Source organism: Methylobacterium aquaticum, assembly GCF_001043915.1.
In the GTDB taxonomy this organism is placed as follows: Bacteria; Pseudomonadota; Alphaproteobacteria; order Rhizobiales; family Beijerinckiaceae; genus Methylobacterium; species Methylobacterium aquaticum.
Genome location: NZ_LABX01000295.1, coordinates 18,694 through 32,100, shown reverse-complemented (window position 1 = coordinate 32,100; position 13,407 = coordinate 18,694). Strand labels below are relative to the sequence as shown.

The 13,407-nt window shown below is 69.4% G+C and carries 11 protein-coding genes; 4 read left to right on the top strand and 7 right to left on the bottom strand.

The annotated features are described in order from the left end of the window. Nucleotides 1–1,134 (bottom strand): DNA topoisomerase IB (locus tag VP06_RS30285; protein ID WP_048467528.1); only part of this gene is annotated, 1,134 nt, incomplete at its 3' end. 146 nt (nucleotides 1,135–1,280) lie between these two features. On the opposite strand from VP06_RS30285, the gene VP06_RS30280 reads away from it, so the two are divergent. Together VP06_RS30280 and VP06_RS30275 are read left to right on the top strand one after the other, a co-directional pair. After that, nucleotides 1,281–2,432, top strand: coding sequence for a glycosyltransferase (locus VP06_RS30280; protein ID WP_048467527.1), 1,152 nt, complete (start codon nucleotides 1,281–1,283; stop codon nucleotides 2,430–2,432). Further along, nucleotides 2,432–3,079 (top strand): class I SAM-dependent methyltransferase, encoded by a 648-nt coding sequence (locus VP06_RS30275; protein ID WP_048467526.1) that lies wholly within the window; start codon nucleotides 2,432–2,434, stop codon nucleotides 3,077–3,079. Before VP06_RS30280 ends, VP06_RS30275 begins: the two co-directional genes overlap by 1 nt. A 297-nt stretch (nucleotides 3,080–3,376) precedes the next feature. Here VP06_RS30275 and VP06_RS36825 read toward each other — a convergent pair whose 3' ends face one another. The 6 genes from VP06_RS36825 to VP06_RS30250 all read right to left on the bottom strand — a co-directional run bounded on the left by VP06_RS36825 (nucleotide 3,377) and on the right by VP06_RS30250 (nucleotide 9,426). After that, on the bottom strand, nucleotides 3,377–3,817 hold the full coding sequence (locus VP06_RS36825; protein WP_156295850.1) for a hypothetical protein: 441 nt from the start codon (nucleotides 3,815–3,817) through the stop codon (nucleotides 3,377–3,379). Nucleotides 3,818–3,949: 132 nt separating this feature from the next. Then, the gene (locus tag VP06_RS30270) at nucleotides 3,950–4,792 is read right to left on the bottom strand and encodes an ABC transporter permease (protein WP_048467525.1); all 843 of its coding nucleotides are present in this window, start codon (nucleotides 4,790–4,792) and stop codon (nucleotides 3,950–3,952) included. Further along, nucleotides 4,789–5,712, bottom strand: a complete 924-nt coding sequence (locus VP06_RS30265) for an ABC transporter permease (protein ID WP_048467524.1) — start codon at nucleotides 5,710–5,712, stop codon at nucleotides 4,789–4,791. Before VP06_RS30265 ends, VP06_RS30270 begins: the two co-directional genes overlap by 4 nt. Further along, complete coding sequence (locus VP06_RS30260) at nucleotides 5,709–6,776, bottom strand: ABC transporter ATP-binding protein (protein WP_048467523.1); 1,068 nt, start codon at nucleotides 6,774–6,776, stop codon at nucleotides 5,709–5,711. The genes VP06_RS30265 and VP06_RS30260 overlap by 4 nt, the downstream gene beginning before the upstream one ends. Before the next feature lie 157 nt (nucleotides 6,777–6,933). Beyond that, nucleotides 6,934–8,109, bottom strand: coding sequence for an extracellular solute-binding protein (locus tag VP06_RS30255; protein ID WP_048467522.1), 1,176 nt, complete (start codon nucleotides 8,107–8,109; stop codon nucleotides 6,934–6,936). A 177-nt stretch (nucleotides 8,110–8,286) separates the two neighbouring features. Beyond that, on the bottom strand, nucleotides 8,287–9,426 hold the full coding sequence (locus VP06_RS30250; protein WP_425350966.1) for a patatin-like phospholipase family protein: 1,140 nt from the start codon (nucleotides 9,424–9,426) through the stop codon (nucleotides 8,287–8,289). 409 nt (nucleotides 9,427–9,835) lie between these two features. Between VP06_RS30250 and ispG the strand changes: the two genes are divergently transcribed. Together ispG and VP06_RS30240 are read left to right on the top strand one after the other, a co-directional pair. Next, complete coding sequence (ispG, locus tag VP06_RS30245) at nucleotides 9,836–11,143, top strand: flavodoxin-dependent (E)-4-hydroxy-3-methylbut-2-enyl-diphosphate synthase (protein WP_048467521.1); 1,308 nt, start codon at nucleotides 9,836–9,838, stop codon at nucleotides 11,141–11,143. 293 nt (nucleotides 11,144–11,436) lie between these two features. Then, nucleotides 11,437–13,407, top strand: a complete 1,971-nt coding sequence (locus tag VP06_RS30240; RefSeq protein ID WP_048467520.1) for a potassium transporter Kup — start codon at nucleotides 11,437–11,439, stop codon at nucleotides 13,405–13,407.

Below are 13,407 nucleotides of genomic sequence, written 5' to 3'. Positions count from 1 at the left end.
CGCCTTCCGGCGCGCCGGCCCCGCTCCGGCCTCGGCCTCCCGCCCGGCCCGGGCGAGGCGGCCCTGGAGCAGGCCGAGCACCGCCGTCTCCTCCGGCCGCAACGAGCCGATCTCGTCGCGCAAAGCCGCCTGAACCTCGTCCTTGACCTGGAGCAGCAGCGCGCCCTCGAGATAGCAGCCGAGAATCTCCGGGTGGACGTAGCACTTGCGGCAGATGGTCGGCGTGTTGCCGAGCCGCTCGGCCACCCGCTCGATGGCGGCCCGCACGTTGCGCTTGGCTCCTGCCTGGCTGTCGAAAGCCTCGAACTCGCGGAGCGCCATGGCGGCCAGCACCGTGCCGGACCAGGTGCGGAAGTCCTTCGCGGTGATGTCGCGCCCGGTGATCTCGCGCAAATAGGCGTTCACGTCGGCCGAGGTCACGTCCCGCTGCACCCCGTCCTCGTCGAGGTATTGAAAGAGTTCCTGGCCGGGCAGGTCCTGGCAGGCTTTGACGATCTTCGCCACCCGGCGGTCGTGGACAGCCAGTTCCCAGATCTTGTTGCTCTTGCCCTTGAAGCGGAACGTCAGCGCCTTGCCCTCCACCGTGACGTGCGGGTCGCGCAGGGTGGTGAGGCCGTAGCTCTTGTTCTGCTTGGCGTAGTCGTCGTTGCCGACCCGGATCAGGGTGGTCTCCAGCAGGTGCACCACCGTGGCGAGCACCGTCTCGCGGGACAGGCCGCGCCGGCCCATATGCGCCTGCACCGTCGCGCGCAGGCCCGGTAGCGCCTCCGCGAAGGTCATCATGTGGGCGAACTTGGTGCTGTCCCGCGCCTGGCGGAACTCGGGATGGTAGCGGTACTGCTTGCGGCCGCGGGCATCGCGCCCGGTGGCCTGGATGTGGCCGTTGGCGTGGCGGCAGATCCACACGTCGGTATAGGCCGGCGGGATCGCCAGGGCCTTGATCCGCGCCAGCGCCGCCGCGTCCCGCACCCGGGCGCCAGCGGCATCGACGTAGGCGAACCCGCGTCCGCTGCGCTTGCGGCGATAGCCCGGCTCCTCGTCGCTCACGTAACGCAGACCCGCCTCGCGGGCGGCGTCGCGGGTGTCGACGCGATCCGCGGCGGCCGAGTCCGCCTTCTTGGGATCCGACAGCATGGGTGTCACGACCTCACGGGCTCTCCAGGTCGCACTCAACCGGCGCGCCGCCTTCCCGGTTCCTCTACCGGTCTGGAGTATGGCCGGCGGTATCCCGGCGCGGCGCCAGGCTGTAGGGAGGAGCCTCGACGAGCGGGAGAGACCGGGTGCAGCCACAGGACGCGAGCCGGGGGGACAGACGGGCGCATATCGCCGTCGTGGTCACCGAGGATTGGTTCTTCGCCTCGCATTTCCTGCCGATGGCCCGCGCCGCGGTGGCGGCCGGCTACCACGTCTCGGTCGTCACCCGCGTGCGGGCGCATCGCGATGCCATCGCGGCGACCGGCGCCCGGGTGGTGGCGCTCGAGGCCGAGCGGTCGAGCCTCAACCCGATGGCGGCGGGCTACGCCGCCGGACAGCTCGCGGCGATCCTGAAGGCATTGAAGGCCGACATCGTCCACGGCATCGCGCTGCGCGGCATCCTGATCGGCGGCGCGGCGGCGACGCTCGCCGGCATCCCGTCCCGGGTCTACGCGCTGACCGGCCTCGGACTGATCGGCGCCCGCCAGGACCGGACCGGGCGCCTCGCCCGCCGCGCCTTGCGCCTCCTGATCCGCGGCCCCCTGGAGACCGCCCGCACCCGCTACCTGTTCGAGAACCCGGACGACGCCCGGCTGCTTGGTCTCGACCCGGAGAGCCCCCGGGTCACCGTGGTCGGCGGCGCCGGGATCGACCCCGAGGTCTGGGTGCCGCAACCGCTGCCGCCCCCTCTTCCTCTTCGGATCGCGCTGACCGCCCGGATGCTGTGGTCGAAGGGGGTCGATACCGCGGTGGAGGCCGCGCGCCTTGCCAGGGCCGAGGGCGCGAACCTGGAACTGGCGCTCTACGGCGCCCCCGACCCGTCGAACCGCCGGGCGATCCCGGAGGCCACCCTGCGCGACTGGTCGCGGGACGGCGTCGCCTGGCACGGCGCCACCGGCGACGTCGCCGCGGCGTTGAGCCAAGCCCATGTCGCCTGCCTGCCCTCGCGGGGCGGCGAGGGGCTGCCGCGGGCGCTGCTCGAAGCCGCCGCCAGCGGACGGGCGATCCTCACCACCGACGTGCCGGGCTGCCGGACCCTGGTGCGGGACGGGATCGAGGGTCTGGTCGTGCCGCCGGACGATCCGCGGGCGCTGGCCGCCGCCATGGTGCGGCTCGCCGCCGACCCCGCCCTCGTCGCCCGGATGGGTGCGGCGGCCCGGGCCCGCATCGTCGAGGGCGGCTTCACCGAGGCGGCGGTGACGGAGCGCGTGGTCCGGCTCTACGCGGAGCTTGCCTGATGGACCCGGTCGCGTTCATCCGCACCCATACCGCCTTGCGCCCGGTGCCGCACGCCCCGGCGATCCGCCTGCACGTCGCCGACGAGGCGACGGAGCTGTGGGGCCGCACCGAGGAGGAATTGGGCGCGATCGGCCTGCCGCCGCCGTTCTGGGCCTTCGCCTGGGCCGGCGGCCAGGCGCTCGCGGCTTACGTGCTGGAGCATCCCGAGACGGTGGCGGGCGCCCGGGTGCTCGACTTCGCCTCCGGCTCCGGCCTCGTCGGCATCGCGGCGGCGCTGGCTGGCGCGGCCTCGGTCGAGGCGAGCGACCTCGATCCCTTCGCGCTCGCGGCGATCGGCCTCAACGCGGCGGAGAACGGCGTCGCCGACCGCATCACCGCGACAAGAGCCGACCTGATCGGCCGCGACGACGGCTGGGACTGCGTGCTCGCCGCCGACATCTTCTACGAGCGCGACCTCGCCGCGCGGGTCGGGGACTGGCTGGCGGGGCTTCATGCCCGCGGCGCGCGGGTGCTGCTCGGCGATCCCGGCCGGGCCTACCTGCCGAAGGACCGGCTGGACGCCGTCGCCACCTACGAGGTTCCGGTGACCCGGGCGCTGGAGGATGCCGAGATCAAGCGGACGGGGGTGTGGCGGTTCCGGGGATGAGGGTAACGATTTCTCGGGCCGGAACCTGATCGGCTTGGCTCCGCGAGGGGGCTGCTGTCGTCGCCCCCTAAGCAGACTTGCGTTGGCACGCCCACGGTACCGACAGTGGCGTGAATCCTGCCGCAGCGGGGCTCTCCCACCCGCAACCTCATCCTGAGGTCGCGGGTGGGAAGGAACTGAACTCCAGACGAACCGTGTTGTCGTGTACCGTGAGCACGTCGACGCTTCGACCGCTTATTCATCTGCTTGGCGCAAGATCTTTGCCGCAAATCCAGTTGCCATTTTTGCGAAATCTGCTTAGCGGACCCGCTTCACCGTGAAAGGCCAAGCCTCGACATCGCCGTGAGCGTGCATCTCATTCCAGTAACGACGTTCACGCGCAGCCGCCAATCTATTACACCATCCCAGCAGACCCAAGGATACAATGACTGCCCAACGTGAATACCGCACATTTCCGTAAATTACAGCCGAATGCGGCCAAGTATATTCATCATCTGATCGCAAAAATTCTACACAATTTTTGACAATACAATTTAATTTCACATTGTCGACATCTTCTTGGTGCACAAAATGAGTTTTTAAATCGTCATAAAGAGTCCACATGAAACCAAAAACTGCCACAACACCGCGATCCTTGCTGTTTGGCCAAGCATCATCTAGATCGTCGTTCGATATTTTTCCTGCCCAATACCCTTCGACAAGGTTGGCCGCTTGGTTTCGTGCGTTTCGATCGATCATGTTCAAAGATAAAGGCTTGGAATGCCTGTAATTCTCCTCTTCTGGACATTCTCCCTGCCAAACTGACCGGACTTGGTCCTCAAGCCTCGCCCGTTCCAAGCCCGGAATAGGAGCCCCCGCAGACGCCCACCCTCACGACGCCCCCTGCTGCTTCGCCCTCGCCACGATCTGCGTCGGGTTGACGAAGCGCAGCGCGATCACCAGCCAGACCAGCGTCACCGCCATGTAGACCACCGCCATGGCGTCGATCGACTGCCCGGCCCGCACGCCGGCGGCGAAGACCGCGTAATAGAGCGCCACCACCAGCGTCTGACTCGTCGGCCCGGCGACCAGGAAGGTCAGCTCGAACATCGCGATGGTTCGCACCAGCACCAGCAGCAGGGCGGCCAGGATGCCGGGGATCAGCAGCGGCAGCAGCACCCGCAGGAAGAGCTGGCCCGTGCCGGCGCCGAAAACCCGGGCCGCCGCCTCGATGCGCGGGTCGATCTGCTCGATGAACGGGATCATCACCAGCACCACGAACGGGATGCTCGGGACGAGGTTGGCCAGCACCACGCCCCACAGCGTGCCGGCCAGGCCCGCCCGGTAGAGCACGGTGGCGAGCGGGATGCCGTAGGTGATCGGCGGGACGAGCAGCGGCAGCAGGAAGACCAGCATCACCAGCCGCTTGCCCGGGAAGTCGCGCCGCGCCAGCGCGTAGGCCGCCGTGACCCCGAGGAGCCCTGAAACCAGCACCACCAGGAACACCACCTGCAAGGTCACCACCAGCACGTCGCCGAGCTGGAACTCGTCCCAGGATGCGGCGTACCAGCGGGTGGTGAAGCCGAGCGGCAGCCAGGTGCCGAGCCAGCGCGTGGCGAAGGAGTTGAGCACCACCGCGGCGATCATCGCCAGGAGGTTGAGGCAGAACAGCAGCGTGACGGCCCAGACCGCCATCCGCCACAGGCGCGAGCCGGGGCCGGTGTCGCGGATCATCCCTTGGTGCCTCCGACCGGGCCGGTATAGAGCAGGCTGCGCCCCCACAGCACCGCCGCCACGATGGCGAGCTGGACCGCCCCCATGATCATCGCGATCGCTGAGGCGAGCGAATAGTCGTAGTCCTCGAACGCCGCCTGGTAGGCCGCGATCGAGATCACCCGCGTGGCGCCGGCCGGTGCGCCGAGCAGCACCGCGGACGGAAACACCGAGAAAGCCTGGACGAAGGACAGGCAGAAGGTCACCGCGAGGCCGGGCAGGATCAGCGGCAGGATCACCCGCGTGAACCGCTGCCAGGCATTGGCCCCATGGGCCGCCGCCGCCTGCTCCAGCGCCGGATCGATGCCGGTGACCGAGGAGAGCGTGAGCAGGAACGCGAACGGGAAGCCGGTGATGAGGAGCGAGGCGAACACGCCTCCGTAATTGTTGGTGAGCTTGAGCGGGCTGCCGATCACCCCGAGCCAGACCAGCACGCGGTTGAACCAGCCCTGCGGCCCGAGGAAGTTCAACAGGCCCTCCGCCACCAGCACGGTGCCCAGCGTGATCGGCAGGACCAGGATCGTGGTGAGCAGGCGCTGGTGGCGCATCAGCCGCACCCGCAAGGCGATCGGCACCGCCAGCACGAGGTTGAGCACGGTGACCGGGAGCGCGAGGCGCAGGGTCGCCGCGATGGTGTCGGAGAGGAACGGGTCGGCGAAGAACCGGGCGTAGTTCGCCCACCACGCCCCGGCTTTCGGCTGCACCGACAGCACCAGCCCGTAGGCGAAGGGATAGACGAACAGGCCGAGGATCGCGAGGAAAGCCGGCAGCACCAGGAGCGTGGTGCCGTCGAGGCCGCGGGCGGCCAACCGCACCGAGAGCGGCGGCGCCTCGTCCCGGCCCGAGGCCGGCGCGGCCTTGGGGAGCGAGGCCGAGGTCACGCCGCCTCCCCGGGAAAGACCAGGACCCGGGGCGAGGCGGCGGCGAGGTGCAGCAGCTCGTCCTGGGCCACCGCCCGGTCGGAGCGGAAGAACAGTTCGGTCCCGTCCTGCGCCACGGCGGTGCCGAAGAAGGCCCGGCCGCGATACTCGACGCTGGCGACCCGGGCCGGCAGGCCGTCGGCCGCGAGGGTCAGGTCCTCGGGGCGGATCGCCGCGACCGCGGGGGCGCCGGGGCTGACCGCTTCTCGCAGGGTGCCGGCGAGGCGGGTGCCGCAGATCTCGACCTCGGCCCGGTCGCCGTCGACCGCGACCGCGCGCCCGTGCAGGCGATTGCGAAAACCCATGAAGTCGGCGACGTCCGGATGGGCCGGGCGCTCGTAGAGGTCTTCCGGCGTGCCGACCTGGCGGATGCGCCCGTCGCGCATCACCACGATCCGGTCGGCCATCGACAGGGCCTCGTCCTGGTCGTGGGTGACGTAGATGGTGGTCGACCCGATGGCGTCGTGAATGCGGCGGATCTCGGCCCGCATCTCCAGGCGCAGCTTGGCGTCGAGGTTCGACAAGGGCTCGTCCATCAGCACCACCGGCGGCTCGATCACGATTGCCCGGGCGATGGCGACGCGCTGCTGCTGGCCGCCGGACATCTGGCCCGGGAGCTTGCCCGCCTGCGATTGCAGCCGCACCAGCGCCAGCGCGTCCTCGACCCGGCGCGCCGCCGCCTCACCCTTGATGCCCCGCATGGCGAGGCCGAAGCCGACATTCTTCGCCACGTTCATGTGCGGGAACAGCGCGTAGCTCTGGAACACCATGCCGAAGCCGCGCTCCTCGGGCTTCAGCCGGTCGATGCGGCGCTCGCCGAGATGGATCGACCCGCCGGTGAGCGGCAGGAGCCCGGCGATGCAGTTGAGTGCCGTCGACTTGCCGCAGCCGGAGGGCCCCAGGAGGGCGACGAACTCGCCGCCCCTGATCGTCAGGTCGAGCCCGTCGAGGGCGGTCATCGCGCCGAACCGGCGGCTCAGGCCGCTCAAGCACAAGTCCTGCGGCGCCCGATCAGACAGCGTCATTCGTGATCTCCCTGCCGCTTCGGACCTTTTGGCTCCGATCGCGCCGTGTCGGCTTCCGCCAGATCAGGTCGATCAAGTCTTGGCGCGCCGCCCCTTTCCCAGACGGGAGAGGGGATCCCGCGACTTGTGACGGAGCAAACTGATCAGGCGGGAATGGCTATCGCTTCTTTCCGGAGCCGACCTGCTCGTCCCAGCGGCGGAAGGCCACCACCAGCTTGTCGGGGTCGAGCGGCATCTCGATCGGGGTCTCGGCGATCATCCGGTCGTAGTCCGGCCGGCCGAATTCCTTGAGCGCCGCGCGGCTCTCCGGCGGAGCCATGTCGAGGGTGACGCCCTTCACGGCGGGGCCGGGATAGAAGTAGCCCTCGTCATAGGTATAGGCCTGCTGCGCCGGCTGGAGCAGGAAGGCCATCAGGTCGAGAATGACTGCGAGCTTCTCGTCCGGCACGCCCTTTGGCACCGCCATGTAATGGGCGTCGGCCACCCAGCGGAAGTTCTTCAGCGTCCCGACCTTGGCCTCCGCCGGCACCACGCCGAGCACGCGGGGATTGATGTCCCAGCCGGTGGTCGAGACGATGATGTCGCGGCTGCCTTCGCCCAGCTCCTTCATCGTCTGCGAGGTGCCGCCCGGATAGTAATCGACCGTCTCGCCGATCGCCTTGAGGTAGTCCCAGGTCTTGTCCCAGCCCTTGTCCGGTTCGGTCGGGTCCTTGTCGCCGAGGATGTAGGGCAGGCCCATGATCCAGGTGCGGCCGGGCCCGGAATTGGCCGGGCGGGCATACATGAATTTGCCCTTGTTCTGGCGCGCCCAGGCCAACAGCTCTTCGGCTGTCGTCGGCACCGTCTTCACCCGCTCGGGCATGTACTCGATCAGGGGGCCCGACGGGTACCAGGCGACGCAGAGGCCCTGGCCTTGCGCCAGGCCGTTCAGGCGGAGCGCGGCCGGCTGGTAGATGTCGCCGGGCTTCGGCAGCTGGCCGGCATAGGGCTTCAGGTCGATCCAGAGCGCCTGCTCGATGCCGGCGGCGATGCCGTCGGTGCCGGTGAGCACGAGGTCGATGTCGACCCGGCCGGCCGCCTGCTGTGCCTTGAGCTTCGAGGGCAGTTCCGGCGCCGGCGCCTTGGTGAAGGCGAAGCGCGAGACGATGCCGGGCTTTGCCCGGCGATACGTCTCGATCGCCTTCTGGGTCAGAGCGAGGTTGCCCGCCACGTCCACCACCGTGACGACGACGGGCGATGTCGGCAGGGGAAGCTGCGCCCAGGCCCGCCCGGACAGGGCGAGGCCGGTCCCGGCCGCGAGGCCCGCGACCGCTGTGCGGCGTGTGATCGTCATGTTTCCCCCGTTTGCGGCACGCGGGCTCTGCCGGCCCGTGATCGCTACGGATCACTCCGTGCTTTCCATCCATTGGTGCACTAATATTTTAGGGCGTCAAGTCGACTGGCTGGAAAGGTCTGGGCGACACGCATCTGAACCCTCCCCCCGCGGGGGGAAGGATTGGGGTGTGGCGCCTCAGGTGTACATCGCCTTCAGATCCAGCGTGCTCTCTCGCCCGACCGCGTCGTAGTTCTGCGCCAGCCACGCCGTCGCCGCGTCGCGGCCGGCATCGCGCAGCTGGAGGAAGAACGGCCATTGCGCCCGCAGCCGCGAGGAGGCGGAGGCGTCGTCGAGGGCGCCGCCGCTGCCATCGATGCGGTGAAGGAGCACCTGCTTGTAGGCGTTCGAGCGCCCGAGCACGCCATCCTCGATCAGGTCGTCGACGAAGTCGATCGCCCGCAATTCGCGCAGCAGGTTGGCATTGAAGGTGATCTCGTTGAGACGGTCGCGGATCTCGGCCGGGCTGCGGGGGGTCTCGCGGCGCTCGACCGGGTTGATCTGGACGAGCAGGATGTCCCGGGAGCGGGCGCCGTGATAGAGGGGATAGAGCGGCGGGTTGCCGAGATAGCCGCCGTCCCAGTGCGGAACGCCGTCGATCTCCACCGCCTGGAACACCGTCGGCAGGCAGGCCGAGGCCATCAGGTGGTCGACCGTGAGGTCCGGCCGCTCGAACACCGCCATCTTGCCGGTCCAGACGTTGGTGGCCGAGATGAACAGGTCGGCCGGCCCGTCCCGGCGCAACGCCTCGAAATCGACCGTGTCGGCGAGCGCCCGCTTGAGCGGATTGATGTTGAGCGGGTTCGACGTGTAGGGGCTGGCGAGCGCGTTCCAGAACGCCCCGGCCGGAGTCTTCTTCCAGAAGCTCATCACCCCGTCGAGGACGGTCCGCTGCGCCTGCGGCAGGTCAGCGTCGACGCTCACCTCGCGCCAGAACGCCTCGAGGCGGGTGCGGGCGCCGTCCGGGCCACCGCGCAGCCAGCCATCGACCATCACGACGGCGTTCATGGCGCCGGCGCTCGCCCCGGTGATCGCCTCGAAGGCGAGGCGGCCATCCTCGATCAGGGCGTCGAGCACGCCCCAGGTGAAGGCGCCGTGGGCGCCGCCGCCCTGGAGTGCCAGGGCGATCGCCTTCTCGGCCCGGGGGCCGACGAGGCCGCGGCCGAGGGGGCCGGAGGCGGCCTGTGGCCCGGGAGCCACGTGTGGCGGCAGGGACGGGAGGGGATCGCGATCGCCCGCGCTCCGGTCCGGTTCGTGGAGAGAGGCTGAGTCCATCATGCCGAGGGATGTGGTGCGCTGCATTGCGAAAGCCAAATGGTGCGATGCAAAGTCGCGCAAGCGCCGCCCGCGGGAACCACGCCGGGGACAGCCGAGAGGATGCCGGCGTCACGCGGCCGATGTCACGCGCTTGACGCCTGAACCCGGCATCCTCAGCTAAGGTGACGCGGCGGCGTGCCGCCGGGCGAGACGGCACGATGTTTCGGCAACGATGTCGGTTTCGGCGAGGATGTCGCGGCATTCCGGTCCGCACGGACCTAGCCCGTTGATCGCGCCGGGCTTTCATGCGGGCGAAGCGATTTCCACTGCCGCCGGAAATGCTCTAGACGGTGGTCACGCCGCGCTCGTCGCGACCCCGATCCCATCCCGCGTCACACGTCTCCCGCGAACGACCCCCTGAAGGTATCCGATGGAAGCCATGGAAGCCCTCGCCGCGAACGCCCCGGCGGAATCCGCCCCCGAGATCGCCGGTCCGAGCCCCCGGCACCGCACCGTCGGCGTCCGGATCGGCGAGGGCGAGGGCGCGGTCGTGATGGGCGGCGGCGCCCCGATCGTCGTGCAGTCGATGACCAATACCGACACTGCCGACGTCGACGCCACGGTGGCGCAGGTCGCCGCGCTGGCCCGCGCCGGGTCCGAGGTGGTCCGCATCACCGTCGACCGTGACGAGGCGGCCGTCGCCGTGCCGAAGATCCGCGAGCGGCTGGACCGCATCGGCGTCACCGTGCCCCTCGTCGGCGACTTCCACTATATCGGCCACAAGCTCCTCTCCGACCATCCGGCCTGCGCCGAGGCGCTGGCCAAGTACCGGATCAATCCGGGCAATGTCGGCTTCAAGGAGAAGAAGGACCTCCAGTTCGGCACCATCGTCGAGCTGGCGGCCCGCTACGGCAAGGCGGTCCGCATCGGCGCCAATTGGGGCTCGCTCGACGAGGCGCTCCTCACCCACATGATGGACGAGAACGCCAACTCGGCCCGTCCTCGCGACGCCCGTGCGGTCATGCGCGAGGCGATGGTGCAATCGGCCCTCCTCTCCGCCGACCGGGCGGTGGAGATCGGCCTGCCCAAGGACCGGATCGTGCTCTCCGCCAAGGTCTCGGCGGTGCAGGATCTGATCGCCGTCTACCGCGAGGTGGCGCGGCGCTCCGACTACGCCATCCATCTCGGCCTGACCGAGGCCGGCATGGGCACCAAGGGCATCGTGGCGGCCTCCGCGGCGATCGGCGTGCTGCTCCAGGAGGGCATCGGCGACACGATCCGCTACTCCCTGACCCCGGAGCCCGGCGGCGACCGCACCGTCGAGGTGAAGGTGGCCCAGGAGCTGCTCCAGACCATGGGCTTCCGCACCTTCGTGCCCCTCGTCGCCGCCTGCCCGGGCTGCGGCCGCACCACCTCGACGGTGTTCCAGGAACTGGCCCGCGACATCCAGAACTGGATCACCACCTCGATGCCGGAATGGCGCAAGACCTATCCGGGGGTCGAGGGGCTGAACGTCGCCGTGATGGGCTGCATCGTCAACGGCCCGGGCGAGTCGAAGCACGCCGATATCGGCATCTCGCTGCCCGGCACCGGCGAGACCCCGACCGCCCCGGTCTTCATCGACGGCAAGAAGGCGATGACCCTGCGCGGCCCGACGCTGGCCAAGGATTTCGAGGGCATCGTGATCGACTACATCGAGCGCCGCTTCGGACAAGGGCGCCGCAGCGCCGCCGAGTAACGGCCCGGGCGTCCGTCGCCGAATCGGTCTCCGGTTCAGCGACGACCTTGCCGCAAAGACGTGGCGCTGCACGACGCAGCCCTGTCGAGGCGCGGATTGCAGGCCGGTTGACGGAGGGGTAGGCGCAGGCCGCCTTGCGCCCCTCCGGGCTCGTGCTACAATCCTGCCACAATCTGGCCCGGCGGATGCGCCGGGCCGTTCTTGGACCGTTCTTGGATTCGAGCCCGCCACCCTGCCCATCAGCGCGCTTGGCGGCAATCCCGGCCGCCCGCGGGCGCATCCCCCGAACAGACATGACACAGTCAGCCGCACCCACGGGCGGACCCGTCGCGCCGCCCGATAGCCTCACCCCGCCGAGCGGCGGCCCGCCGACAAAGGCCGGCAGCGTCGACGAGGCCGAGGGCCACGGGCACGCCCAGGCGAGCTTCTGGACCCTGTTCATCGGCTCCGTCGGCGTCGTCTACGGCGATATCGGCACGAGCCCGCTCTACGCCTTCCGCGAAGCCCTGGCCCCCGGCCGGGCCGACGGCGTGCTGACCGGCGAGGAGGTGCTCGGCACCGTCTCGCTGCTGCTCTGGGCGCTGGTGCTCATCGTCACGATCAAGTACGTCCTCCTGCTGTTGCAGATGGACAACAAGGGCGAGGGCGGCATCCTGTCGCTGATGGCGCTCGCCCGTAAAGCGCTCGGCGGCTCGCACGTCGTGTTCATGCTGGGCCTGTGCGGCGCCGCCCTGTTCTACGGCGACGCGATCATCACCCCGGCGATCTCGGTCCTGTCGGCGGTGGAGGGCCTGAAGCTCGTCACCCCCGCCCTCGACCATTACGTGCTGCCGATCACCATCGCGATCATCCTGCCGCTGTTCCTGGTCCAGAGCCGGGGCACCGCCCGGATGGCGACGTTCTTCGGCCCGATCATGCTGGTGTGGTTCGCCGCGCTCGCGCTGGCCGCCCTGCCGCACATCGCCCGCACGCCGCAGGTCCTGTGGGCGCTCAATCCCTGGCATGCGGTGCATTACCTGCTCGGCCACGGCACCGGGGCGCTGGTCGCGCTCGGCGCGGTGTTCCTGGCGGTGACGGGAGCCGAGGCGCTGTTCGCCGATCTCGGCCATTTCGGCCGCCGGCCGATCCAGACCGCCTGGATCGCCCTCGTCGGCCCGGCGCTGGCCATCAACTATCTCGGCCAGGCCGCCCTGGTCCTGGCCCATCCCGACACGACCGATCCGTTCTACCAGCTCGTCCCGGAATGGGGCCTGCTGCCGATGGTGCTGCTGGCGACGGCCGCCACCGTCATCGCCAGCCAGGCGGTGATCACCGGCGCCTTCTCGCTCTCGCGCCAGGCGGTGCAGCTGGGTCTCCTGCCGCGGCTCGAGATCCGCCACACCTCGGAATCGCATTCGGGCCAGATCTACCTGCCGCAGATCAACACGCTGCTGATGTTCGGCGTGGTGATCCTGGTGGTGCTGTTCCGCTCCTCCAGCGCCCTCGCCTCGGCCTACGGCATCGCCGTCACCGGCACGATGCTGATCACGGCGGGCCTCGCCTTCCTGGTGCTGTGGCGGGTCTGGAAGTGGTCGCCGCTCGCCGCCGGCGCCGTGATGGTGCCGTTCATCGCCGTCGAGCTGCTGTTCCTGGTCTCGAACCTGCTCAAGGTGTTCGAGGGCGGCTACATGCCCCTGCTGCTGGCCGGCGGGCTCGTGGTGCTGATGTGGACCTGGGTGCGCGGCGTCACCATCCTGTTCAACAAGACCCGCAAGACCGACGTGCCGCTGACCGAGCTGGTCGCCATGCTGGAGAAGAGCCCGCCGCACCATGTCCGCGGCACGGCCGTCTTCCTCACCAGCGACCCCGAGACCGCACCCGCGGCGCTGCTCCACAACCTGAAGCACAACAAGGTGCTGCACGAGAAGAACGTCGTGCTCACCGTCAAGACCATCGACCTGCCGCGCCTCGCCGATGCCGAACGGGTCCGGATCGAGCCGATGGGCCCGCATTTCTGGAAGGTCGTGATGAAGTTCGGCTACATGGAATCGCCGAACATTCCGAAGGGCCTGGTGCTCCTGCGCAAGCAGGGCTTCAAGTTCGACATCATGGCGACGTCGTTCTTCCTGTCGCGGCGCTCGATCCGGCCGGCCGCGCAGTCCGGCATGCCGCTGTGGCAGGACCGGGTGTTCATCACGCTGGCCCGCAACGCCAACGACGCGACGGACTTCTTCCAGATCCCGACCGGGCACGTGGTCGAGGTCGGCACGCAGGTCACGGTGTAG